The 24,465-nt window shown below is 58.7% G+C and carries 17 protein-coding genes, 1 tRNA gene, 1 rRNA gene and 4 pseudogenes; 12 read left to right on the plus strand and 11 right to left on the minus strand.

The features are described 5' to 3' along the window. The 4 genes from rrf to CKW20_RS00020 form a co-directional block, all read left to right on the plus strand. Positions 1-100: ribosomal RNA gene (rrf, locus tag CKW20_RS00005) — 5S ribosomal RNA — on the plus strand; the annotation flags it as partial. Positions 101-249: 149 nt separating this feature from the next. Beyond that, the gene (locus tag CKW20_RS00010; RefSeq protein WP_095051128.1) at positions 250-909 is read left to right on the plus strand and encodes a paraquat-inducible protein A; all 660 of its coding nucleotides are present in this window, start codon (positions 250-252) and stop codon (positions 907-909) included. Further along, complete coding sequence (locus CKW20_RS00015) at positions 896-1,519, plus strand: paraquat-inducible protein A (RefSeq protein WP_095051129.1); 624 nt, start codon at positions 896-898, stop codon at positions 1,517-1,519. The genes CKW20_RS00010 and CKW20_RS00015 overlap by 14 nt, the downstream gene beginning before the upstream one ends. Next, positions 1,512-3,815, plus strand: coding sequence for a PqiB family protein (locus CKW20_RS00020; RefSeq protein WP_095051130.1), 2,304 nt, complete (start codon positions 1,512-1,514; stop codon positions 3,813-3,815). The genes CKW20_RS00015 and CKW20_RS00020 overlap by 8 nt, the downstream gene beginning before the upstream one ends. Before the next feature lie 117 nt (positions 3,816-3,932). On the opposite strand, the gene mksF is transcribed toward CKW20_RS00020, so the two are convergent. From mksF to mksB, 3 genes are read right to left on the minus strand one after another with little or no spacing between them, the layout of a single operon-like run. Continuing rightward, a complete protein-coding gene (mksF, locus tag CKW20_RS00025; protein WP_095051131.1) occupies positions 3,933-6,773 on the minus strand; it encodes an Mks condensin complex protein MksF in 2,841 nt (946 codons plus the stop codon). Further along, on the minus strand, positions 6,770-7,471 hold the full coding sequence (gene mksE / locus CKW20_RS00030) for an Mks condensin complex protein MksE (protein WP_095051132.1): 702 nt from the start codon (positions 7,469-7,471) through the stop codon (positions 6,770-6,772). Before mksE ends, mksF begins: the two co-directional genes overlap by 4 nt. After that, complete coding sequence (gene mksB, locus CKW20_RS00035; protein WP_176466839.1) at positions 7,461-8,735, minus strand: Mks condensin complex protein MksB; 1,275 nt, start codon at positions 8,733-8,735, stop codon at positions 7,461-7,463. The genes mksE and mksB overlap by 11 nt, the downstream gene beginning before the upstream one ends. Before the next feature lie 238 nt (positions 8,736-8,973). Between mksB and CKW20_RS00040 the strand changes: the two genes are divergently transcribed. Both CKW20_RS00040 and rimI read left to right on the plus strand, forming a co-directional pair. Further along, the gene (locus tag CKW20_RS00040) at positions 8,974-9,720 is read left to right on the plus strand and encodes an energy transducer TonB (RefSeq protein ID WP_095051134.1); all 747 of its coding nucleotides are present in this window, start codon (positions 8,974-8,976) and stop codon (positions 9,718-9,720) included. Beyond that, the gene (rimI, locus tag CKW20_RS00045; protein WP_007896888.1) at positions 9,713-10,165 is read left to right on the plus strand and encodes a ribosomal protein S18-alanine N-acetyltransferase; all 453 of its coding nucleotides are present in this window, start codon (positions 9,713-9,715) and stop codon (positions 10,163-10,165) included. Before CKW20_RS00040 ends, rimI begins: the two co-directional genes overlap by 8 nt. A 107-nt stretch (positions 10,166-10,272) precedes the next feature. On the opposite strand, the gene CKW20_RS00050 is transcribed toward rimI, so the two are convergent. After that, entirely contained in the window at positions 10,273-10,677 is a 405-nt protein-coding gene (locus tag CKW20_RS00050) for a serine kinase/phosphatase (protein ID WP_095051135.1), read from the minus strand. A gap of 161 nt (positions 10,678-10,838) precedes the next feature. Between CKW20_RS00050 and can the strand changes: the two genes are divergently transcribed. Then, positions 10,839-11,483 carry a carbonate dehydratase gene (gene can, locus CKW20_RS00055; protein WP_030129672.1) on the plus strand — a complete coding sequence of 215 codons (645 nt, stop codon included), beginning with the start codon at positions 10,839-10,841 and terminating at the stop codon, positions 11,481-11,483. A 7-nt stretch (positions 11,484-11,490) separates the two neighbouring features. Here the strand turns inward: can and CKW20_RS00060 are convergent, their stop codons facing one another. Together CKW20_RS00060 and CKW20_RS00065 are read right to left on the minus strand one after the other, a co-directional pair. Continuing rightward, positions 11,491-12,015, minus strand: a complete 525-nt coding sequence (locus CKW20_RS00060; RefSeq protein ID WP_095051136.1) for an SET domain-containing protein-lysine N-methyltransferase — start codon at positions 12,013-12,015, stop codon at positions 11,491-11,493. A gap of 179 nt (positions 12,016-12,194) precedes the next feature. After that, complete coding sequence (locus CKW20_RS00065) at positions 12,195-13,367, minus strand: hypothetical protein (RefSeq protein ID WP_095051137.1); 1,173 nt, start codon at positions 13,365-13,367, stop codon at positions 12,195-12,197. Positions 13,368-13,583: 216 nt separating this feature from the next. Here CKW20_RS00065 and CKW20_RS00070 point away from each other — a divergent pair, with 216 nt between their 5' ends. The 3 genes and pseudogenes from CKW20_RS00070 to CKW20_RS30070 form a co-directional block, all read left to right on the plus strand. Next, the gene (locus tag CKW20_RS00070; RefSeq protein ID WP_095051138.1) at positions 13,584-14,897 is read left to right on the plus strand and encodes an MFS transporter; all 1,314 of its coding nucleotides are present in this window, start codon (positions 13,584-13,586) and stop codon (positions 14,895-14,897) included. Positions 14,898-15,106: 209 nt separating this feature from the next. Continuing rightward, positions 15,107-15,745: pseudogene (locus CKW20_RS30065) on the plus strand (PAS domain-containing protein); the annotation flags it as partial. Positions 15,746-15,895: 150 nt separating this feature from the next. Beyond that, positions 15,896-16,333, plus strand: a pseudogene (locus CKW20_RS30070) (methyl-accepting chemotaxis protein); the annotation flags it as partial. A 35-nt stretch (positions 16,334-16,368) separates the two neighbouring features. On the opposite strand, the pseudogene CKW20_RS00080 reads toward CKW20_RS30070, so the two are convergent. From CKW20_RS00080 to CKW20_RS00095, 4 genes and pseudogenes are all read right to left on the minus strand, one after another. Further along, positions 16,369-16,740 (minus strand): annotated as a pseudogene (locus CKW20_RS00080) (type II toxin-antitoxin system HigA family antitoxin). Between the two features lie 3 nt (positions 16,741-16,743). Next, a pseudogene (locus CKW20_RS00085) lies at positions 16,744-16,914 on the minus strand (type II toxin-antitoxin system HigB family toxin); the annotation flags it as partial. Between the two features lie 139 nt (positions 16,915-17,053). Further along, a complete protein-coding gene (ggt, locus tag CKW20_RS00090) occupies positions 17,054-18,898 on the minus strand; it encodes a gamma-glutamyltransferase (RefSeq protein ID WP_095051141.1) in 1,845 nt (614 codons plus the stop codon). A 217-nt stretch (positions 18,899-19,115) separates the two neighbouring features. Continuing rightward, positions 19,116-20,615, minus strand: a complete 1,500-nt coding sequence (locus CKW20_RS00095) for a PLP-dependent aminotransferase family protein (RefSeq protein WP_095051142.1) — start codon at positions 20,613-20,615, stop codon at positions 19,116-19,118. A gap of 250 nt (positions 20,616-20,865) precedes the next feature. On the opposite strand from CKW20_RS00095, the gene CKW20_RS00100 reads away from it, so the two are divergent. Together CKW20_RS00100 and glyA are read left to right on the plus strand one after the other, a co-directional pair. After that, complete coding sequence (locus CKW20_RS00100; RefSeq protein ID WP_095051143.1) at positions 20,866-22,116, plus strand: benzoate/H(+) symporter BenE family transporter; 1,251 nt, start codon at positions 20,866-20,868, stop codon at positions 22,114-22,116. 222 nt (positions 22,117-22,338) lie between these two features. After that, positions 22,339-23,604 (plus strand): serine hydroxymethyltransferase, encoded by a 1,266-nt coding sequence (gene glyA / locus CKW20_RS00110; RefSeq protein ID WP_095051144.1) that lies wholly within the window; start codon positions 22,339-22,341, stop codon positions 23,602-23,604. A 732-nt stretch (positions 23,605-24,336) separates the two neighbouring features. Here the strand turns inward: glyA and CKW20_RS00125 are convergent. Further along, a tRNA-Met gene (locus CKW20_RS00125) sits at positions 24,337-24,413 on the minus strand. Positions 24,414-24,465 lie beyond the last annotated feature (52 nt).

The raw sequence follows: 24,465 nt of genomic DNA on the forward strand, positions 1-24,465 counted from the left end.
CATTGGAACCACCTGATCCCATCCCGAACTCAGCAGTGAAACGATGCATCGCCGATGGTAGTGTGGGGTTTCCCCATGTGAGAGTAGGTCATCGTCAAGATTAAATTCCGAAACCCCTATCTGCGTATGCAGGTAGGGGTTTTGTTTTGTCCGCAGGAAAAGAACACTTCGGCGTCAGCACAAAATTGCACAGTTATTTTCGAGTCAGGACACTAGAATAGGTCCAACTTATTTGGAGCCAGAGCCTTTATGCCAGATCCGGTTGACGCCCCTGGGCTGTCAGATTTACCGCTGGACGACTTGGTAGCGTGTCATGAGTGCGACTTGCTGATGCGCAAGCCTGAGCTTGCTCATGGTGAGAAAGCCGTCTGTGTACGCTGCGGTTATGAGCTGTATGCCCATCGACATAATGTCGTGCAGCGCAGTCTCGCCTTGGTCATTGCCGCACTGTTGTTGTACATCCCGGCGAACTTTTTACCCATCATGCAGCTCCATCTACTCGGACAGTCGTCGCACGATACTGTCTGGAGTGGCGTTGTCGGTCTGTTCGATACCGGTATGCGAGGCGTAGCGGCAGTGGTATTCCTTTGCAGCATGGGGATTCCGCTGCTCAAGCTGCTTTGCCAACTGGTCGTATTGCTGAGTATTCGCTTCGATATCGGACGCAGTTACGGCTTGCTGCTCTACCGCATTTATCACCATCTACGGGACTGGGGGATGCTCGAGGTTTACCTCATGGGCGTACTGGTTGCGATCGTTAAATTGGCCGATATGGCGGCGATCACCGTAGGTTTTGGTCTGGCGTGCTTCATCAGTTTGTTGTTGGTTCAGGTCTGGCTGGAAGTGGTGATGTCACCGCACCAGATCTGGCAGGCTCTATCAGGAGAAGATGCCCATGCGGGCGATTGATGCAGGCATTCTGATTTGTGCTGAATGTCATGAGTTGAACAAGCAGGAAGCCGATACCGACGAGCAGGTTTGCACCCGCTGCGGTGCGCTGGTTCATGCCCGCCGCCCGAACAGCCTGATGCGTACCTGGGCGTTATTGGTCACAGGCGCGATTCTCTACATTCCGGCTAACGTGCTGCCGATCATGACCGTCAATTCCTTGGGCCAAGGCGATCCGAGCACCATCATGTCCGGTGTGATCCAATTGGTTCAGCACGGCATGATTCCAATCGCCGCCGTGGTTTTTATCGCCAGCATCCTGGTTCCCACGTTCAAATTGGTGGGTATCGCATTGCTGCTGTTTTCGGTGCAGCGCCGCCAGCCGCTTTCGGCACGCCAGCGCATTCTGATGTACCGCTTTATCGAGTTCATCGGCCGCTGGTCGATGCTGGATATCTTTGTGATCGCCATCCTGGTGGCGGTTGTGAATTTCGGACGGCTTGCCAGTATCGAAGCTAATCCTGGCGCCATCGCCTTCGCCAGTGTGGTGATTTTGACGATGCTTGCCGCAGTAACTTTCGATCCCCGACTGATTTGGGATAACACGGAGTCGGACGACGACCATGACTGATTTGCCTAAAGCGAAAACCCGACCGGCCTCGAACTGGTCTGCTATCTGGGTGTTGCCCCTGATTGCCTTGATCATCGGCGGTTGGCTCGGCTGGCGTGCCTACAGCGAGACGGGCATCGAGATTCAGGTGCGCTTCGAAAGCGGTGAAGGCATTCAGGCCAACAAGACCGAAGTCGTCTACAAAGGCATGTCGGTCGGTAAGGTGAAAGCCCTCAAGCTCGATGACGAAGGCAGCTCCAAAGGAGTAATCGCGACCATCGAGATGAACAAGGACGTGCAGCAATACCTCAAGACCAGCACGCGTTTCTGGCTGGTCAAACCGAGCGTGAGCCTGGCCGGTATCACGGGCCTGGAGACGCTGGTCTCGGGTAACTATGTGGCCGTCAGCCCAGGCGAAGGCGAGCCGACCCGCAAGTTCAAGGCCCTTGCCCAAGAGCCTCCGCTGTCGGACGCCCAACCCGGCTTGCACTTGACCATCAAGGCTGATCGCCTTGGTTCGCTGAATCGTGGCAGCCCGGTATTTTACAAGCAGATTCAGGTCGGTCAGATCAAAAGCTACGTGCTGTCCGCAGACCAGAGTACGGTCGAACTTAAAGTCTTCATCGAGCCGACTTACGCCAACCTTGTGCGCAAACACACGCGTTTCTGGAATGCCAGCGGCATCAGTATCGACGCCAACCTTTCTGGTGTGAAAGTGCGTAGCGAGTCCCTCGCCAGCATCGTCGCCGGTGGTATTGCATTTGCCACTCCGGAGAGCCGCAAGGACAGCCCGCCCACCGATCCAAGCCTGCCGTTCCGTCTCTATGAGGATTTCGATGCGGCCGCAGCGGGTATTCGGGTCAAGGTCAAACTCAGCGATTTCGAAGGCCTGCAGGCCGGGCGTACGCCGGTAATGTACAAAGGCATCCAGGTCGGTAATCTGAAAACGCTCAAGATTGACCCGGACCTGTCCAGTGCTAGCGCCGAGTTGACGCTCGACCCACTGGCCGAGGATTACCTGGTCACTGGCACCCAGTTCTGGGTGGTAAAACCGTCGATTTCGCTCGCCGGTATCACGGGCCTGGAAGCGCTGGTAAAAGGTAATTACATCGCCGTGCGCCCTGGTGACAAGGGCGGTGCACCGCAGCGCGAGTTTGAAGCACGGCCCAAGGCTCCGCCGCTGGATTTGCGTTCGCCAGGCCTGCACTTGGTGCTGTTCACCGACAACCTTGGGTCTCTGGAAGTCGGCAGTCCGATTCTCTACAAACAGGTCAAGGTCGGTTCGGTTCAGAGCTATCAATTCTCCCGCACCAAGAAGCAGCTGGTGATCGGGGTGCATATCGAGAAGGAATACGAAGGGCTGGTTAATGCCTCGACGCGTTTCTGGAATGCCAGCGGCATTACGCTCACCGGTGGGTTAACCGGCGGCATCCAGGTCAAAAGTGAATCATTGCAGAGCCTGATGGCCGGAGGTATCGCCTTCGAAACCCCGGAAGCCAAGGCTCCGTTGCAAAAGCGTATTCCACGTTTCCGCCTGCATGCCAACCATGATGACGCAACGCAGAAAGGCACTGTGGTGACGATCAAGGTCGATCGCGCCGATGGCCTGCGCAGTGGCACGCCGGTTCGATTCAAAGGTCTGGACGTTGGCAAGATTGAGGACGTCGATCTCACTGATGACCTGCAATCAGTGCTGCTGACCGCGCGGATCACAGAAGTGCCGGAGCGTATCGCTCAGGTCGGCAGTCAGTTCTGGGTCGTCAAACCTGAGCTCGGTCTGCTTAAAACGTCGAACCTCGAAACTTTGGTCACCGGGCAATACATCGAAGTGCAACCGGCGCCGAAGAACCTCGGCCCGCAGAAGACTTTCGTGGCGTTGACCAATCCCCCTGAAACCGCCAAGGAAGAGGCTGGTTTAAGCCTGGTGTTGAGCGCTGCTCGTCGGGGGTCGCTGAAGACCGGCGTTCCCGTCACCTATCGCGAAATCACGGTAGGCAAGGTGACCGGCTATGAACTGGGTCAGACGGCTGATCGAGTGTTAGTGCACATCCTGATCGAGCCGAAGTATGCGCCGCTGGTGCGCAGCGGTACGCGGTTCTGGAACACCAGTGGTTTTGGTTTTGACTACGGCTTGTTCAAAGGCGCGACAATACGCACTGAATCGCTGGAGACGCTGGTTCAGGGCGGTATTGCCTTTGCCACGCCGGATGGCGACCGCATGGGTGTCCCGGCGCGGCCCGAGCAGACGTTCCCGTTGTTCGACCAGTTCGAAGATGAGTGGCTGACCTGGGCGCCGAAGATCGCAATCGGCAAGTAGTTTATCGGCGCCTGTGATGCTGCCTTCGCGGGCAAGCCTCGCTCCTACAATGAAAAGATAAAAAAAGGCCGCGATCCATTGGATCGCGGCCTTTTTGTTGGCTTGGATTAAGTCAAATCAGACCGCATCCAGCTCTGGCTCATCAGCTTGTACAACAACGGTTGCCTTCACTTCATCGTGGCGACGGATGTACTTCCAGTCCGCCTCGTCGATGTAGATACCGTTCGGGCCGCTGCCGCCTTCCAGGTCGATGGCGACACTGGCGCAAACTTGCGGCTTCACACTCGCCAGGATCGGCACGAAGCCCAGTTGCAGACTGGTCTCCAGCAGTGCTGCCTGGTTCTTCTCGTCGATGTCCGCCGCCTCGTCGAGGTAGTACGGCAGGCGCACGCGACCGGCCTGGTCGCGGTCCATCAAGTGCAGCAACAAGTACATGTTGGTCAGCGCCTTGATGGTCATGGTGGTGCCGTTGGACGCCGCGCCGTCGATATCGGTGTGGATCACCGGTTGGCCATTGACCTTGGTGATCTCGAACGCCAGCTCAAACAGATCCTTGAGACCGAGCTGGTTGTGGTTGGCGGCCACCAGGCGCGCCAGGTATTCCTTGGCTTCTTCGTTCTTGTTGTCCTGCTCGGCGCTTTGGCTCAGGTCGAAGACGGAGAGGGTTTCGCCTTCTTCGTACTGACCGGCGCTGTGGATGATCTGGTCAATGTGCTTGAGCGCTTCCTTGTTCGGTGCGAGCACGATGCGGAAGCTTTGCAGGTTGGAGACCTGACGTTTGTTGATCTCGCGGTTGAACAGCGCCAGTTGATGTTCGAGGCTGTCATAGTCGCTGCGAATGTTACGCAGGGTCCGGGCGATGTCGGTGACTGCCGCACGACGCGCCTTGCCGAGGGTCAGGGCTTCGTCGGTGCGGTGTGCGTAGGCATTGATCAGCAGTTGCAGGCGACGCTCCATATCGTCTTCGCTGTCGAATTTGGCCACGCCTTTCAGGCGAACCTGAGCGTAGAGCGCGTCGATTTGCCCGTCGCTGCGCAGCAAACCTTGCCAGCTGTCCTGATAGTCATTGAGCAATGGCAGCAGGTTGTCCATGGAGTCGTCGACCGGGTCCATGAACGGCGTGCCGAATGGCAGGTCCGCCGGCAACAGCTGACGGCGGCGCAGAGCGTCATCGAGGGTGCGTTGCTTGGCTTCCATGTCGCCGATCTGCCGCCCGACCAGTTGCAGCTTGGCCGACAGTTGCTGGACGCGTTCGGTGAAGGCGTCGCTGGAACGTTTCAATTCGTCCTGAGCGGCTTCCATCTGTGCCAACTGCTCAAGCTTGTCGCCTTCCTCGGCGCTCAGGGTTTGCGCGCGGCGGAAGTCTTCCAGGGCTTTCTGTGCATCCAGCACTTGCTGGTACAGCGCTTCGGTCTGGGTCTTGCTGGCCGCGCGGTCGGCAGCCACGGCAGCTTGAGTTTTGAGCTGCTTGAGTTCTTTTTCCAGGCGGTCTTTCTGATCGCGCAACGCCGCACGGTCAGCCAGGGCTTGCAGCGCTGGCGGCTCAATGTGCGAGATGTCGATCGACAGGCCCGGCACTTCGAAGCGCTCGCCTTTGAAACCATCGAGGATCAGTTCCATGGATTTGACCCACTGACCGTCCTCATCCAGCGTAATGCCGTGCTCGCCCAGCGGCAGGCTGAACAGCGCGCTGTTGAACAACCGCATCAGGCGCTCGACGTCCTGCTGCGAAAACTCTTCGCGCAAACGGGCGTAGCTATTGTTGTCGGCGTGATCGAGTTGCTGCTTGACGGACTTCAGGCGTTTTTCCAGATCCCGCAGACGCTCTTCCAGGTCTTCGGCGCTGAACTGTCGCGACTGGGCCAGCGCACCGGCCAGTTCGTCGTGCGCATCCTTGGCCGCGAGCAGTTGCTGCTCAAGGACTTTGACGTCATCGACCAGCGCGAAGCGATGCTTGAGCACCGACAACTCGCCGAGCCAGCGCTGGATGCCGGTGATTTCCCGCTCCAGACGCATCAGTTCTTGAGTACCGCCACGTTGATCGTTTTGCAGCGCGTCCTGCTCGTTGCGGTAGTGCTCGGCCTGAATCGTCAATTCTTCCTTGCGCGCACTGGCATAGTCCGACCAAGTGCCGAGCAAGGAATCGAGCAGCGGCGAGATCCGGTGCAGTTTGCCGCGCAGGATATTGCGCTGGGCCACGCCAGCGGCCAGTGCTTCAACCAGCGGGCCAGCGGTGACCAGCGAGTTGTAATCCTGCTCCATGCGACGTACATCGCGGAACGCTTCTTCACACGCAGCAATGTAATCGACACTGCCGGAACGCAGGCTGTGTTCGAACGCATCGAGGAACAACTGCTTGAGTTTCGCAGCCGTGATTTCGCGCATGTGCAGCAAGTTGATGAACAGCGCGCGGAAGGTCTTCAGGCTCTGCTCGCTGGTGGAGCGCAGCGGGATGAGCGTCAGGTCCAGTGGAATCGAGGTGTGACCGCCGACCAGCAAACGACGCAGTTCATCGGGCTTGAGTTCGTAGGCCTTCAGGCCTTCGCGTTCAAGGTTGGTGAACAGTTCTTTCTGACGCAGGCAGGTGTCATTTTTTTGGTAATGGGCGAGATCCAGTTTGCCGGCGTAGGCGAAGAATTGGTGACCGAAACCGCCACCGGGGCCGCGACCGACCACGCCGATCACGTGTGGACCGTGCGGCAGTGAAACTTCGACGAGGATGTAACTGGTGTCCGAGGCGAAGTAAAAACGCCGGGATTGCTCCAGACTGTACTTGCCGAAACTCATGTCCGACATGCGCGCCAGAATCGGGAACTGCAAGGCGTTGATCGAGGCGGATTTACCGAGGTTGTTCGCGCCGTAGACCGACAGCGGCTCTTCCAGCGGAAACAGCCCGAGGCTGTAACCGGCGGTGTTCAAAAGGGCAAAGCGGCGAATGCCGTAGCGTTCCTTGCTCATGCGTCGGTCTCCTGTTCTTCGGCTATGGCGCGGGCCAGGGCGTCTTCTTCGCTCTCTACCTCAAATTCTCTCAAGTCGAGCGGATCATCGGTTTGCAGCAATTTTTCGTCGCTATCGTCGTCGATCAACACCGGAGCCGGCAGAGGCAACACGCTGTGCAGGCTGGCCGCCAGATCGCGGTCCTGCTGAACCGAGAGGCAAACGTCGAGGAAGCGGTGCATCGGCGGCAGGAAACGGTAAACCCCGTTTTCTTCGCTGGCGAAACCGAGCTGAGTCATGCGGCGCATGATTTTTTCTTCGAGTTCTTCGACGGTCTGCACTTCAGCCTGAATGAACAGGTCGCGGTACTTTTCCAGCAACGAGGGCAATTCGTCGCGACCGAGGCTGCCACCGTCGAGTACGGCAATCGGGTCACGGCCCTGATCCGCCAGATGCTCGACGAGGATGAAGGTGAACAGGGCCAGACGTTGCGCAGTCTTGTTCACCGCCGCTGCGGCGAGGTCGGGTACGAAGTAGTAGAAACCCCGGGTGTCGCAGACCAGTTCAAAGCCCAGTGCCTTGAACAGCGTGCGGTACTGGTCCTGGAAGTTCGACAGTTGCGCGTACAGCTCCGGGTCGCGGCGGCTGACGTGGTAACCCTTGAACAGCTCGCGGAAGATCGGCGCCAGTTGAGACAGTTCGGATAGATCAAGATGCATGTGGAATGCTCGCAGAATCCTCGGCGCTGTCGCGGGCCGAGAGCAGGGCGAAGGAGCGCAGGCTGACCTGATGCTCGTGAGTGTGGTAATCGCGACGTTCCAGACGCTCGCGTTTGAAGCGTTTTTCCCGCGACAGGCGCGAGAACCAGTACAGCAATTCGTCAGTGGCGCCGTCCGGCTCCTGCTCCAGCAACCAGGTCATCAGGTCCGGCATCGGCAGGGCGTCTTCGCAACGTTCGAGCATTTCCCGAACCGTGCGTGGCGCACGCGGGGCTTCGCCTTTCTGGGTCTTGTGAGCCTTGGGGAAACGCGCAGGTTTCGGCTCGAAACGGGCCAGGGCGTACACGTAGGCTTCGACCTGACTGGCGCTGCCAAGGAAGGTACTTTGCGGTCGGGTGAACATCGGCATCGCGGCTTGCGGTACCGCATCGATACCTTTACGACGAATCGCCGCCAGGGCCAGCGCCGCGCCACGGGTCACGGCGTTATGCCGGCGCGCTTCTTCACGCAGCGGCAGCAGCAGCTCGCGGGCGTGACGCAGGGTCAACTGGGCGCTGGTCTGCATTTCGAGGATACGCGCGTGGGTGCGCAGCAGCATGTCGTCGTCGACCAGGTGGCCGAGGCGTTGCTGTTCGCTGAGCATCTTCAGCAGGACGGTTTCGACCTTGCGCACGCCTTGTTCGAAGGCACCGTCGGCGTTCACCAGATCAATCATCGGCTCGACGTATTCGTCCCAGGTCGCCAGCACTTCAGCGTAACGCTGGCGCAACGGAATCTGTCGGTCGCTGGTTTTCGCCCGTTCGGCGACGGCCACCAGTGCCTGTTCGTCGTTATCGAGTTTTTTCAGCACGTCACGCACGCGCATGTCGAGCAGGCGCAACTGGCGGGCCAGATCATTGCCGTCGCGGATATCGAACGCGTCCTGGATGTAACCGGCCAGACGCTCGAGGTGGCGCAGGTAAGCTTCGATTTCCAGGCACAGCCCCAGACGGTGCTCACGGCGCAGGTAAGCGAGGAAATCGTGGATCTGCGCATTGAGCTCGAAACGGTTCGGGCTTTTTGCCACGGGAACCAGAATGTCGAGGCGAATCCACACATCCAACAGGCTGGTGATGTCTTGCGGCGTACTGTCGAGTTGCTGGGCGGCCAGTTGCGTGCGCAATTCGTTGAGGCTCAATGTGCCTTGGTCGAAGTGCTCGCACAGAGGCTCCAGAAGTGCCCAGTGTTCAGCGAGGGCGCGCAAGACGCGCTTGGGTTCGATCATCGGAATGGCCGGCTGGTTGGCGATTAAAAGCCGCGATTGTACTGCATCGCAGCCGTGTCGATTAACTCTCGGGATAGGCTGTCGCCATTTTTCATGAGTGGAAAGACTATCGGTGAAGTCTATCGATCAACAGCGCGGGCGATCTTGAGCGAAGGGCGGTAGAATCACCGCACTTTAGTTATCCACAAGTGGCCGACCTTTGCTTATCGAGTCCCGTCGCCGCGCTTATTTGACTGCCATGCAGGTGGTCAACTGGCTGCCGCGCACCGAATTGCCCTTTGCTGCGCCATCGCGGCCCGAACTGCTGGAGATGCCCGAGCCGTTGGTCGTCGCCCCGCCTGCGCCTGTTCCACAGGCGCAGGCGCCCGTTGAACCTGCGGCCAAACCCGCAGAACGGGTGAAGATCGAGGTGCCGCGCCCGACGCCATCGGCGGGTCGGCCGGCGAGCAAAGCGGTACAAGAGGCCGAAGAGGCACCGGTCGTCGCCAAAACCCCGCAAGTACCGCCTCCGCGTTTCGCCCTGCAATTGCTGCGTGCCGGTCGTTGCCTGTTGCTGGTGGAGTTACCCACAGGCGAAAGCTTCCAGACCCGCGATCCGGCCTATCTATTGCTCAAGGACATGCTGCGCGCCGCCGGTCTGCCGGACAGCCCGCAGATCGTCGGCGAGCCGGTACGCTGGCCGCTGCTGGCTCGCGGCACCATGGATCAAGGGCCGGAAGCGGCTCGGGATTTCGTACAAGGCTTTCTGTCGGCCCGTCTGGAAGACGCTCCATGCGTCTGCCTGTGGTTGATTGGCCTGCCGGCGGTGCGTTTTGCCGGTGAGGCCAACGCCGAATCCTTCAATCGTGAACTTCAGGTCGAAGGCCTGGGTTCGGCCTGGGCCTTGCCGGGTCTGGAATTATTAATGGAAGAGCCACAGCGTAAGGCTGATGTCTGGCAAGCCATGCGTCGGCTGATGGCGCGCTGGAAAGAATCGAATGAGTGATGCTGTATCGTTCCGCCCGATGACCGAGGCGGACCTGGACACTGTACTGAAAATCGAATACGCGGCTTACAGCCACCCCTGGACTCGCGGAATTTTTCTCGATGGCCTGGGCAAGTACCAGATCTGGCTGATGTTCGAAGGGCAGCAGCAGGTCGGTCATGGCGTGGTGCAGATCATTCTCGACGAGGCGCATCTACTGAACATCACCGTCAAACCGGAAAATCAGGGCCGCGGCTTGGGTTTGACGCTGTTGGAGCATTTGATGTCGATTGCCTACAAGGCAGAGGCGCGGGAGTGTTTTCTGGAAGTGCGCGACAGCAACCGGGCGGCGTTTCGGTTGTATGAGCGGTATGGGTTCAATGAGATTGGGCGTCGGCGGGATTATTACCCGGCGGTGGGTGGGCGCGAAGATGCCGTGGTAATGGCCTGTACATTAGTGGATTGAGCCTTAAAAGCTTCGCGGGCAAGTCGGATCGCCGTGTCGAACACAGAATGTGTGAACGGCGTAGGAGCGAGGCTTGCCCGCGAAGGCATCCTCATTGACGACAACGATCAACGCTTGCCATCCATCGGATCGTGCCGCGCCAATTCCGCCTCATCCAGCCCATCGCCCCCGCCGATGTCGTCTTCATCGACAATGCTCAAATCCCAATCGGCCTGTTCGCCTTCGCCAGCCTCCTGAGCATCCCGGGCACCGTCTTCACGGATCAGGGTTTCCGGGCTCATATCATCGTCGGTGGATTCATGGTCATCGGTCGAGCCCCCGGTCATGCCGGCCTCGCGCACTCGTGCCCGGGGCATCAGATGCTCGCGTTCCTTCTCTTGCAACTCATCACCGATTTTCGCGCTGGGTTCTTCCACATCGAAATCCAGCTCACGCACCGAGCCCATGCGGTCTTCGTTGTCGTCGATGGGTTCGGGTTGTGCTTCATCGAACGGACGTCGTGAATCAGTCATGGCATTTCCTCGTACGGTAGGCCTTGCTACAGTTGACCCGCTGGGCTTGTGAGAATTCCACCGGCATGGAGCGCCGGGCATCATGGCTGTCTGCATCTTGCGCGTGACCCCGACAGGCGGTTGTCTGTCAAAGCAGCGCATCATTATCGAGGCTTCATTGCATGAACGACTTACAAGATCTGATTGATAACAATGAGCGCTGGGCCGACGCGATCACCCAGGAAGATCCTGATTTTTTCGCCAAGCTGGCCCGTCAACAAACCCCGGAATATCTGTGGATCGGTTGCTCCGATGCCCGCGTGCCGGCCAATGAAATCGTCGGCATGCTGCCGGGCGATCTGTTCGTACACCGCAACGTGGCCAACGTTGTACTGCACACCGACCTCAACTGCCTGTCGGTGATTCAGTACGCAGTCGACGTACTCAAAGTCAAACACATCCTGGTCACCGGCCACTACGGTTGCGGCGGTGTACGCGCCTCGATGCAGGACCGTCAGTTGGGCCTGATCGACGGTTGGCTGCGCTCGATTCGTGATCTCTATTATGAAAAGCGCGACGAACTGGCCAAGTTGTCCACCGAAGAAGAAAGGGTCGACCGCCTCTGCGAACTCAATGTGATCCAGCAGGTGGCCAACGTCGGCCATACCAGCATTGTGCAAAACGCCTGGCACCGTGGGCAGAGCCTGTCGATCCATGGTTGCATCTATGGCATCAAGGATGGACGCTGGAAAAGCCTGAACGCCACCATCAGCGGTTTCGAACAGTTGCCGCCACAGTACCGTTTGCGTCCGGTCGAGGCGTTGTAAAAGCCTTTCAGCCGTGACTTCGTCGACGCCAGTGTTGAAAGAACTGTTCTCCATTGGCATTCGGCGACTCGTCATAGCCGATGATCCAGCCACGGCAGCAAGAACAACCGCAGCGGCAGGCGAACTGTCGCAGCAGCTTGTCTTCTGTCGCGGCGAAATCCATCGTCAGTCGATCACCCTTTTTGATGTCTTTGAGCGCCCATAACCACAGCTCGCTCATGTCGAGAAAAACGTTGGGGTCGCAGGAGTGGTTCAGCAGACTGCAGAAAAGCGGATCGTAGACGTGGATTCCCGGCGCCAGCTGCCGGGTGTGTCGGTTGCGATAGGGCAACAGATGGCCAGAAACCCGGCATATTCGGCTGATACGGGGGAACTCGCGAAGAGCCGCTACAGCCATTTCCGATCCCTGAGCATCGTAGATGATTTCAAAGTCATCTTTAGAGGGGAATCCAAGGCGCAGGGGCAACTCTATAAATGGATAGATGCCATTGAATGGCGGTGGGGGTATTCCTTTTTCGGCGTGGGTTCTCATCACAATCCTTGTCGGCTAGGTGCTACGACCTCCTTCAGCTGACATCCGGTCAGCCCAGCAGCACGATTACGCCCCAAGCCTCTCGCAAATGAAACAATCGGTCTACTGTCAGATATGACAGGCGAAAAAGGCTCTTTCCCGCGTCAGCCAAGGCTCACGCGGGAAAGAACTTCATCGTGTTACAAGTGTGGAGCAGGGGCGGAGGTCACAAGAGGCGGGGTCTTCAGCTGTTGCAGCTGAGATTTGACCGTTGCTGTTGCGCACTTGGCCACGGCCAGTTCGAGCGTCAGGTTGCGGATCGAGGTGTAGAACAGTTCGCAGGTTTTTTCTTTCTGAGTCACTTGCCAGGTCTGAGTGCAGCTTTTCAGCTGAACGGTAGGGTCAGTGCCCGGTTTGCTGCCCATCCCGGCCTGCCAGCATGCGGCGCTCAAATCCTGCCCCATCACTTTCAGCCCCGCAGCGTCAGCCTTGGCCTGGGCATCGCTGCCGCTGTAGGCCTCGGGATCGGCGGCGTACCAGATGTAGCTCGGATGGTTGGAACCCAGTACTGGCACCTTCACGCCCTCGCTAGGGCTGATGGTTGCCAGGCCCAGCACGTCCACGGTCGGCCCGTATTGCTGCTTGATCCAGTTACGCACCGGTGCGCCGAAGGCAACCATTGGCAACGCAGCGCCGCTGGCGTTCTGGCTGACTTCCTTGACCATGGTGGTCTGGTAATCCTTGAAGTAGTCATAGACGCCTTCCAGGTCCTTGCCGGCGCTGGATGGCGCGGCAATCGGCGCGATGTCGATGATGGTCTGATAGCCCGGTGTCTGGTCGACGGGGATGCCGTTAGCGGTCAGCAGCGTGGCCCAGCGGTCGGTGGTCTTGGACTCCAGGTAGTCCTGGGCCTGGGTCAGCGAGTAATCCGGCGGGAAGTGCAGCAGTTCGACGCTTTTGCGGTTTTCCAGCGCCATGCCGAGCGGCAGGAACAGGTACCAGTTATAGGTCCATTTACCATCAGTACTTAGCTTGCTGGCGCCGTTGTAAGCCAGATCGCCGGCATCGAGCAATGCGGTCAGTGGTTTTTCATAGCCAGCAGGCACGCCACTGATTGCGGCGTAGAGCTGATCGTTATCGGTTTTGACTTGAACTTTTGCGGTTTTGTAGCCATCGCGTTGTACGCTTTGGGTCAGGTAGTGCTCGACTGTCTGTTCCAGTGTCCAGTTGCGAAAACAGATGACGTTGCAGTTGTTGGGATAGGCGAACAGTCGGGTGACGCGTTCGGTACTGCCCAGTTTCAGATCGACGTCGGCGTGGGCGGCGGCACTCAGGGTGAGTGCGGCGAGAGTAAGTCCTGCGAGTTTGAACATGCTCAGATCCTTTTCAGCGTGAGCCCTCGGAGGTGGGGCGGGGGACATACTGAAACTACTTGTGTCGAGCGGTCTAGTGCTCATATGAAAAGGTGTAACGGTTCTTCAATGTGAGCATTGTTCACTCCTGCACTACGATGGTCTGACGGGTTGTCCGCAAGTGTATTTACGTAGACCATGAGCGCCTTGGTTTTTTGCCTGCCAGAGTTCTTTGCCATGACTGCCAATACCGCTGCGCGCCCGGCGCCCTTCACCCGCTCGGACTACAAAACCCTGGGCCTTGCAGCCCTTGGGGGCGCGCTGGAAATCTACGACTTCATCATTTTCGTATTTTTCGCGCTGACCCTCAGCCAACTGTTCTTCCCCCCGGAAATGCCCGAGTGGCTGCGTCTGCTGCAAAGCTTCGGGATCTTCGTCACCGGCTACCTGGCGCGCCCGTTGGGCGGGATTCTGATGGCACATTTCGCTGACCGACTGGGACGCAAGAAGGTTTTCAGCCTGAGCATCCTGATGATGGCGTTGCCGTGCCTGTTGATCGGGATCATGCCGACCTACGCCCAGATCGGTTATTTCGCTCCACTGTTGCTGCTGGGCCTGAGGGTCCTGCAAGGCGCGGCGGTGGGCGGCGAAGTGCCAAGTGCTTGGGTGTTCGTCGCCGAGCACGCGCCGGTTGGGCATCGCGGTTATGCTTTGGGTTTCCTACAGGCGGGGTTGACGTTTGGCTACTTGATCGGAGCCCTGACGGCGACATTTCTGGCGAAGACGTTCACCCCGGCGGAGATCCTCGATTACGCCTGGCGCTACCCGTTTCTGCTGGGCGGTGTGTTTGGCGTCATCGGTGTATGGCTGCGTCGCTGGCTCAGTGAAACCCCGGTATTCATGGCGATGCAGGCCCAGCGCGAGGCTGCTGTCGAACTGCCGCTGCGCACGGTCCTGCGCGAGCACCGCCTGGCGATGCTGCCGGCGATGATCCTCACCTGTGTGCTGACCTCGGCCGTGGTGGTCTTCGTGGTCATTACCCCGACCATGATGCAAAAAACCTTCGGAATGACCGCCAGCCATACCTTCGCCCTGAGTGCCTTGGGCATCGTCTTTCTGAATATCGGCTGCGTACTCGCAGGGCTGCTTGTCGACCGCATCGGCGCCTGGCGCACGGTAATGCTGTATAGCCTGCTGCTGCCTTTGGGCATTGGCGTGCTCTACGCCTGCCTGATCATTGAGGGTCAGTGGATCGGGTTGGCCTATGCGGTGGCTGGCCTCGGTTGCGGGGTGGTCGGCGCGGTGCCATCGGTGATGGTCAGTTTGTTTCCCGCGCGGATTCGCGTCTCGGGAATTTCCTTTACCTACAACATTGCCTACGCGGCATGGGCGAGTATTACACCGTTGCTGCTGATCGGTCTGATGCCGTGGAGCCCATGGATTTGTGTGATCTTCAGCGCGGTGATGGGGGCGGTGGGCATTGGCAGCGCGGCGTATTTCGGCGCGCGGATGCCACGAGTGGGGCGCTGTTCGGTGGCTGGCGCGATATGAGGGTGTTCGTACCGCGACTATTTTTGTAGGGAAATTCTGAAGCACTCTTCAGAAAATATCCCTAATGCCGATGGTTAGGCTGTAAGCCGCTTCCTACTTCTGTCCATCGGTGCTTTTCCATGTTCAACAAACGCTTGAAGCAGGAGCTGTCGGCTCTTCGCGAAGAACTCTCCAGCCTTCAGCAAATCAAGGAGAGCCTGGATAGCGAGATGCTGGTCCTGACTCTTGATTCCAATGGCAGGATTCAGTCGGCCAACCAGAACTTCATGGGTGAAATGCTCTACAAGGGCAACGATCTGGTCGGCCGGCACATCGAAGACATCGTCCCCGTCCATGTGAAATCGGACGAATTCCACCGCCGCTTCAAGACTGCGATGACCCGTGGCGAGCACTTTGCCGGCACGGTTCGTTTATTGCGGGGCAATGGTGCCGAAGCCTGGCTGCGGTCGATCATGCAACCGGTACGGTCCCCGGATGGCCGGATCAAACATTTCTCGATTTACTCCAGCGACCTGACCCGCACCATCGAGGCGTCCCGCGAACATGAGAACCTGATCGGCGCACTGGTGCGTTCGACCGCAGTCATCGAATTCGACCTCAATGGCAACGTACTGACGGCCAACGAGCGGTTTCTCAATGGCATGGGTTATAGTCTGGCGCAGATCCAGGGCAAACATCACCGCACCTTCTGCGTGCCAGAGGAATATAACAGCGCCGAGTATCAGAACTTCTGGCGCCGCCTGAACGCCGGCGAGTTCGTGGCCGAGCGGTTCAAACGCATCGACAGCCATGGTCGTGTGATCTGGCTGGAGGCTTCCTACAACCCGGTGGCCGACGCCAACAACAAACTCTACAAAGTGGTGAAATTCGCCACGGTGATTACCGATCAGGTCAATCAGGAGCAGGCTGTCGCCGAAGCGGCCAACATCGCCTACAGCACCTCGCAGCAAACCGACAGCAGCGCCCAGCGCGGGACCACCGTGGTGACTCAAGCGGTGGACGTCATGCGCGACCTGGCCAAACACATGCAAACCGCTGGCGAAGGCATCGAGGCGCTGAACGAGCAATCATTGGTGATCGGCACCATCGTCAAAACCATCAGTGGTATCGCCGAGCAGACCAACCTGCTGGCGCTCAACGCGGCCATCGAAGCGGCTCGCGCCGGTGAACAGGGGCGGGGGTTTGCCGTGGTGGCTGACGAAGTCCGGCAACTGGCCTCGCGCACCAGCCAGGCGACTGATGAAATTGTCGGCGTCGTACGCCAGAACCAGGACATGGCGCGCAACGCGGTGGCACTCATGACCGAGGGTAAACTCCAGGCCGAGCAGGGGCTGGCGCTGGCGGCGGAGGCAGGGACGGTGATCGTCGAAATCCAGGACGGTGCGCAGAAAGTGGTAAACGCGGTCGGGCAGTTTGCCAATCAGTTGGCGACTTGATGCTCATCTATCCGGCGTGAGTTGCGCAAAAAAGGTCAGGCCTGCTTCTGCGGCTTGATCAGACTTTCAGCGGGTATCCCGAATAGATCATGAAGCTTCCAGATCATCGGAAGCGTCAACGCGCGCTTGCCGTTGAGCACTTCATAAACCCGATTTGTCCGGCCAATGGCAGGTGCCAGATCAGCGGCGGACAGACCGGACTGCTCCATGCGAAATTTGATCGCATCGATCGGCGTAGGCAGGTCGACCGGAAACTGCTTCGCTTCCTAGGCCTCGATGAGAGTAATCATGATGTCGAAGTAATCGCCTTCGGGGGTGCCCGGTTCAGGCTCATTGTTGAATAGTGCAGAGACGTTCCTGAGGGCTGCACGGTAATCCTCGTCGGTGTGAATCGAACGAATGTTCATGGGTTACTCCATTTCGACGGTATCAGCGTGGATTCCATCGTATTGCTTGTGGGTGCCTACAGATTTTATGTACACAGCACCGAAGCGATAGGCCACCGCGACGACTAACCGAAAGTCATTGCCCTTGATGTTGAATACGACGACTCTGCGGGCTAACAGGGCGTTCGACCTAAAAACGGTTTCCATACTCTATCCAAGAGGTAGCAATTTGAGGGTAAGAAAAGGCTGCGCGACATACCTGATGAGGATTCTTTGCCAATAAAAAAGGTTCTTCACGGAATCCCGGGAAACCTTTTCTCATTCCTGCGTACGACTAATCCCCCAACGCTTCCCCCTCACGCCGCGGATCGGCCCCGCCGGCCAACGCCGCTTTACCTTGCATATCCTTGACCCGAACAATCGCCTGAGTCCCGCTGGTCATGTCGATTTCGTTCACGTTGTGGCCTTTGTCCTTCAGTACCTGAATCAGCTCAGCGCTGAACTGCCCCTGTTCCAGTTCCGTCGGGCCGTTGCGGCTGCCGAAGTTGGGCAGGTTGATGGCCGCTTGCGGGTCGAGGTTCCAGTCGAGTAGGCCGATGGTGGATTTGGCGACGTATTCGATGATTTGCGAGCCGCCAGGGGAGCCAATGGTGGCGAGGAATTCGCCGCTCTGACGGTCGAAAATCAGCGTTGGCGCCATGGACGAGCGCGGGCGTTTACCCGGTTCGACGCGGTTAGCGACTTTTTGTCCGCTCTCTTCGGCGATGAACGAAAAGTCGGTCATCTGGTTGTTGAGCAGAAAGCCCTGGACCATCAGGTGTGAGCCAAACGCTGCCTCCACGGTGGTGGTCATGGACACGGCGCCGCCTTCGTCATCGACCGTCACCACTTGCGAGGTAGAGATGCGCAGCGGCGAGCGGTCCGGCGCATGGGCAACCTGAATCCCCGGCGGGGTGCCGGGTTTGGCCAGGCCCATGCTACGGTCGCCAATCAACGCGGCGCGGCTGGCCAGATAAGTCGGGTCGATCAGACCTTTTACCGGCACGGGTACGAAGTCGGTGTCGGCGACGTACAGTGCTCGATCGGCGTAAGCCAGGCGCTCGGCTTCGGCGATCAGGTGCACGGCTTCAGGCGCCGGTTCGATGCCCGCCGGTTTGCGGGTCTGGACCGGTTTGAGTGGCGCCAGGGCAAAACGCGGGTCACGGGATTCCAGCGCCTGCAAGGTGCCGAGGATTTGCGCCACGGCGATCCCACCCGACGACGGCGGCGGCATGCCGCAGACCTGCCAGCGCTTGTAGTCGGTGCACAGCGGGGTGCGTTCCTTGGCCTTATAGCCTTGGAGGTCGTTCAGCGACAGGCTGCCGGGGTTGGCATGGCCCTGAACCTTGGCGACGATCTCTTTTGCGATCGGGCCTGCGTACAGCGCGTCGGGACCTTCCTTGGCGATTCGTTTCAACACAGCGGCGAGTGCCGGGTTTTTCAGTTGTGTACCGACGGCTTTTGGGCTGCCATCAGCATTCAGAAAGTACGCGGCCATATCCGGTGAGCGCGGTATGAACGCGTCCGCTGCGATCAGCCGATGCAGTCGTGGCGAGAGGGCGAAGCCTTGTTCCGCGAGTTTGATGGCGGGCTCGAACAACTTCGCCCACGGCAGGCGACCGTGCTTCTGATGGGCCAGCTCCAAGGCCCGCAACACACCCGGCGTCCCCACTGAGCGCCCGCCGATCTGTGCTTGGGTGAACGGCATCGGTGTGCCGTCGGCTTGCAGGAACAGTTTCTCGGTGGCGCCGGCCGGAGCGGTTTCGCGACCGTCGTAAGTGCGCACAGCCTTGCCATCCCACAGCACAATCAATGCGCCACCGCCAATGCCCGACGATTGCGGTTCGACCAGCGTCAACACCGCTTGCATGGCAATGGCTGCATCAATCGCCGAGCCGCCCTGACGCAGCATCTCCCGTCCGGCTTCGGCTGCCAGCGGGTTGGCGGCTGCGGCCATGTGTTTCGAGGCATGCCGGGTCTGCAGGTCGGTGCGATAACCGGAGGCGACTTCCGGGGCGACCGGCAGAGTAGAAACTGACGACGAAGAGGGCAGGGTATTACATGCGGCGAGGGTTAAAGCGGTGGCAATCAGCGAAAAGGCTGACAGGCGATAGCGGCTCAAGTGAAAGGCTGAGAACACGCGGGGCACTCCGTCCATGGGATAAAAGGTCTGGGGACTTTATCGGCCTGAGGGGGAGAGACGCAAATCAGGTCTGCCGTCCTGAAGTGAATGTCACTTTTCTCGAGGCATAAAAAAACGGCTTACCTTTCGGTAAGCCGGCTTGAGCCTCACGGTTTGCGGTGCCGTGTATCGCCTGTTGATGAACTATGCCCTGGGCCAGCCGCCAGACATTTCCCTACCGGGTTTTCAGTGCATTGGCCAGGCGCAGCATGGCCGCTTCGATTTCATAAGCGGTCAAGGACGAATAGCCCAATAGCCAACCTTGTTTCTTCTGATCGCCGGCATACAACCGGCTCAGGCCGGAAAGCTGTACGCCCGCGCAGGCCGCTTGGCGGATGGTTTTTTCCTCAGACCAGCCATCGTGCAGCAGGCAAGGAATTTGCAGCCCGCCGGGAGGGTGCAAGGCGGTAACGATGCCGTCCAAGTGCTTGCCGATCGCGTCGAGCATGATGGAACGGCGCCCGGCATACAGCTTGCGCATGGCCCGGACATGAGCGTTGTAATGGCCGTCCTCCATAAAGCGCGCCAGGGTCAGTTGCAGGATTTGTGGCGTGTGGCCGTCCATCATGCTGCGCGCGTAGGTGAAGGCTTTGATCAACTCGTAGGGCAGTACCATGTAGCCCATTCGCAACCCGGGGTAGAGGGTCTTGCTGAAGGTGCCGATGTAGAGCGTACGCTGGTACTTGTCCAGGCCCTGTACGCAGGCGGTCGGCTGCCCGTCGTAGTGAAACTCGCTGTCGTAGTCATCTTCGATGACCCACTTGCCCTTCTCTGCGGCCCAGTTGATCAGCTCAAGACGACGTTCCAGCGGCAAGGTCGCGCCGGTGGGGTATTGATGAGACGGTGTGACATAGACGCAATTGGCGCCGCTGCGGTCGGCGTATAGCAGGTCAGTGCGTATGCCCAGTTCATCGACATCGATGGGCAGAACCTTGGTCTCGGCGGTTTCAAAGGCCTTTTTGGCGCCATAGTAGCCCGGGTTTTCCAGCAGGATCGGTTTGCCGGCATCCACCAACAACTGCGCACACAGAAAAAGAGCCTGGCGAGTGCTGCTCAATACCATGATCTGGTCGGGGGAGCATTTGGCCCCGCGTTCGAGGTTCAAGTAGGTGGCAATCGCCTTGCGCAGCGGCTCGACTCCTTGCGGGTCACCATGCAACAGCACGTTGGCGCGATGGTCCTTCATGACCTGGCGTTGCAGGCGCTCCCAGACATCGGTGGGGAAGGTGCGGGTTTCCGGCAGGCCGGTCGTAAATGCCTTGATCACCTGCTGATCGTTTACACCGCCACTGTCGAAGATCATCCGCCCGCGCTGGCTCAAGCCGGCCCCCGGTGGCGCGTGGCTGCTTTTGACCTCTTGCGCCTTGATGCGGCGGCGTGCCGCGCCGCGCAATTCGGTACCCAGCGTTTCGCAGACATAACTGCCAGCCCCCTCGCGCCGCACGATAAAACCGTCGCGGTGCAGTTGCACGTAGGCGTTTTCAACGGTGTCGCGGGCAACCCCGAGTGACTTGGCCAGGACCCGGGTCGCGGGCAGCTTCAAGCCTGGATCAAGGGCGCCATCGAGGATCAGCTCACGCAGTGCGCGCTGAATCCGCTGGTGCAGATCCAGCAGCTGAAACTCAGCATCGTTGAGGCGAATTTTTAGCGTTTCGAGCTCGAACGTTTTCGCCATGCGGTCTGCCTTACTTTAATAAATTGGCCTGCAATGGCAGGCCAGTCTATCCGTAGAATTCGCCCCTCGCCACTGCCTTTGTGCGCGGCGAGCAGACGCGCTGCGAACGATTTTGAACAGGGGGTACTCGGCCATGACCAGGTCACACAACTTCAGCGCAGGCCCGATGGCGTTGCTGATGGAAGTACTTACCCATAAATCACCTCTCACCCGAGGCTAACCACCTCGTTTTGCAAGGAGCGAATCCATCATGTCTTCGTCAGCCTATGCGTCGCGCCTGTGTCTACGCGACCTTCTGCATCCGATTGTCGCCGGGCTGATTTCAGTCATCGTCAATTATGGCGGCACGTTCATCCTGGTCTTTCAGGCCGCCAAGATCGCCGGACTCAGCCCCGAGCTGACGGCGTCCTGGGTGTGGTCGGTGTCGATTGGCGTGGGGATTACCGGGCTGTTTCTCAGTTGGGCGAGCCGTGAGCCAATCATTACCGCCTGGTCGACACCCGCTGCGGCCTTTCTGGTCGTTGCGCTGTCCACCACGCCCTACGCCGAGGCGGTGGGTGCGTACATCATTTCGGCTGCCGCCTTCGTACTGCTGGGTTTGTCCGGCTGCTTCGAAAAAGTCATCCGCCTGATTCCGCCGGGCGTGGCTGCGGGCCTGTTGGCCGGTATCCTGCTGCAATTCGGTATCGGCGCGTTTGGTGGCATGAGCCTTGACCCCGTGTTGGTCGGGTTGCTGATTGCCGTTTACGTTGTGCTCAAGCGCTTTACCGCACGTTACGCGGTGGTGGGCATTCTGGTGCTGGGGCTGGCGTTTCTTCTGACTCAAGGCCGTGTGGATTTTTCGGGGCTAGTGCTGCAATTCGCAGCACCGGTATTCACACGGCCTGAGTTCTCGGTCAATGCGTTGCTCAGTGTCGCGCTGCCGCTGTTCCTGATCACGCTCACCGGCCAGTACATGCCGGGCATGCTGGTGCTGCGCAACGATGGCTTCAGCACCAGCGCTAATCCTATCCTGACTGTCACAGGGCTGGGCTCCTTGCTAATGGCGCCCTTCGGTTCTCACGCCTTCAATATCGCGGCCATCACGGCGGCCATCTGCACCGGCAAAGAAGCCTCGGAAGATCCGTCCAAGCGTTGGATCGCCGGGGTTGCCGCGGGACTGTTCTACATCCACGTAGGGATTTTCGGAGTGACTCTCGCTGCAGTGTTCATGGCGTTACCGGCCACCTTCATTACGACGCTGGCCGGACTGGCCCTGCTCGGCACTATCGGCGCGAACCTGGCCAGCGCCATGGCTGACGTCAAAACCCGCGAAGCCTCGCTGATCACCTTTCTGGCGTCCGCCGCGAACATCACCTTGTTGGGGATCGGCGGGGCGTTCTGGGGGGTGCTGATCGGTCTGGCGGCCTACGCCTTACTCAATGGCCGCTTACCACGTCGCGAGACGGTGGTCATTCCGGCTGCCGACGCTGTTGTGACGACCAAAGGAGCCACCCATTGATGCTCGATCAACTGGAAGAAACCGTCACCCTGCACGAGCGTCATGGCCGTTACCCACAGGCCACCAGCATCGAGGACTTTCGCCAATGCCTGTCAGCGGGTCGGACGTGATCCGGCGAGTGTGCGTTTGATCCAGCTCTACAGGAAGCCATCCGATGTCCTCGCCATCGCAGCACGGCTCTTCTCGTAAACCGGCTTATTTTCCAACCAAGGACCCCTTCATATGTACGACTCAACGCTGACCCTTGAAGCATTCGACGCCGAGCTGTGTGAGGCGATTCATAACGAAGAACATCGTCAGGAAGACCACGTTGAACTAATCGCTTCCGAAAATTACGCCAGCCCTCTGGTGATGAAAATCCAGAGCACCGTGCTCACCAATAAATACGCCGAAGGCTATCCAGGCAAGCGCTACTACAGCGGCTGTGAGTATGTCGATGTGGCCGAGCGCCTGGCCATCGAGCGGGTCAAGGCCCTGTTCAATTGCGACTACGCCAATGTGCAGCCGCATGCAGGTGCACAGGCGAACGCCGCGGTATTCCTGGCATTGATCAATCCCGGCGATACGGTGATGGGCATGAACCTGGCCCACGGTGGCCACCTGACCCACGGTAACCCTTCAAACTTCTCGGGCCGTCATTACAAGATCGTTCCTTATGGCCTTGACCCTGAGACGGGTTTTCTCGACTACGACGAGATGGAACGCATCGCTCTGGAAACGCGACCGAAAATGCTGATCGGTGGCTTTTCTGCCTACTCGCGGTGCAAAGACTGGGCGCGTATGCGGACCATTGCCGACAAGGTCGGGGCCATTTTCTGGGTCGACATGGCCCACGTCGCGGGGCTGGTCGCCGCCGGCGAATACCCGGACCCATTGCCGCACGCCCACGTGGTCACCAGCACCACTCACAAAACCCTGCGCGGTCCACGGGGCGGCTTGATTTTGTCCAAGGGGCAAGACGAAGTGTTCTACAAAAAGCTCGATTCTGCGGTATTCCCGGGCGTCCAGGGCGGCCCGCTGATGCACCAGATCGCTGCCAAGGCCGTCGCCTTCAAGGAAGCACTGACGCCCGAGTTCAAAACCTATCAGACTCAAGTGGTGATCAACGCCCGGACCATGGCAGCCGTGTTGCAACGACGTGGTTACAAGATCGTCTCCGGCGGCACTGACAACCACATGATGCTAATCGACCTGTCCGACAGGCCTTACACCGGCAAGGAAGCCGATGCGGCCCTGAGCAAGGCCTACATTACCGCCAATAAGAACTCAGTACCCAATGATCCGCGCTCACCGTTCGTGACCTCCGGGCTGCGCATCGGTACCCCGGCGGTTACCACTCGAGGTTTCGGCGTGGTCGAATGCGAGCAAGTGGCGGGCTGGTTGTGCGACATACTGGACGCCCTGGAAAACGGCGATAGCGAGAAGGTCAGGCACCAGGTGCGCGAACAAGTGGTGGCGCTCTGCCGTCGTCATCCGGTCTATCGTTAGCGGGCAGTTCTTCTTGCGAGACATGGGCCTGATTCACGGCCTTTCCCGATGACAGAAACTTATGACCCCCCTCCAAGGGGGTGTTCATCGCTCTGCTGACACGGGCTAAGTCATGGATGTCTTGTAATCCCATTCACGAGCCAAGGCTTCAAAGGTGTCGTTTGCTGCTTTGACCACCATGGTTGGTTGCTGAGTCGTCTGCGTGCGCGGCTGGGCTGCACTCATAATGCTGCAGACATCGCTGCAGAGGTATTCGCTCAGGTCGTAGCATTGTCTGAGCCGCAGACAATATGCGAACCTCGGGCACTACCCGAAAAGACCGTGCAATACCGTCTGTCGAGCATTGGCAGAGTTGAGCGCGATATAGGCCATGGAAATGAACTTAATGATAATTCTTATCATTTGCCATGAGTATGGCTATTTTTTCAGGGTGTAAGGCTATCTATGAGCACCACAACTCCAACATGAGAAGTGTGGGTGCTGGCGAAGAGCCGAAATCGCCCAGGTGATCCCCAAGAAGCTTCAGGAGCCAGATTGACTTAGGGTGGTATTTGAAGAGGGGACGGCGTTTGATATCGCTACGCTTCATCCGTGTATGCCTCCAGTTGGGGGCATACACGATGGGAAAAATGCAGGTAGATCAGGATGGATATCCAGATACAAGAAAGCCCGCACGAGGCGGGCTTCTTGAGGTGATTTATAGACATCCTGGGATCTCTATAAATCGGTACTTGGTGGCTACACAGGGACTTGAACCCCGGACCCCAGCATTATGAATGCTATGCTCTAACCAACTGAGCTATGTAGCCAAGTGGCGCGCATTATTCACCTGGAACGAAGATGCGTCAAGCGTAAATTTAA

Source organism: Pseudomonas sp. Irchel s3b2 (assembly GCF_900187445.1).
Lineage (GTDB): Bacteria > Pseudomonadota > Gammaproteobacteria > Pseudomonadales > Pseudomonadaceae > Aquipseudomonas.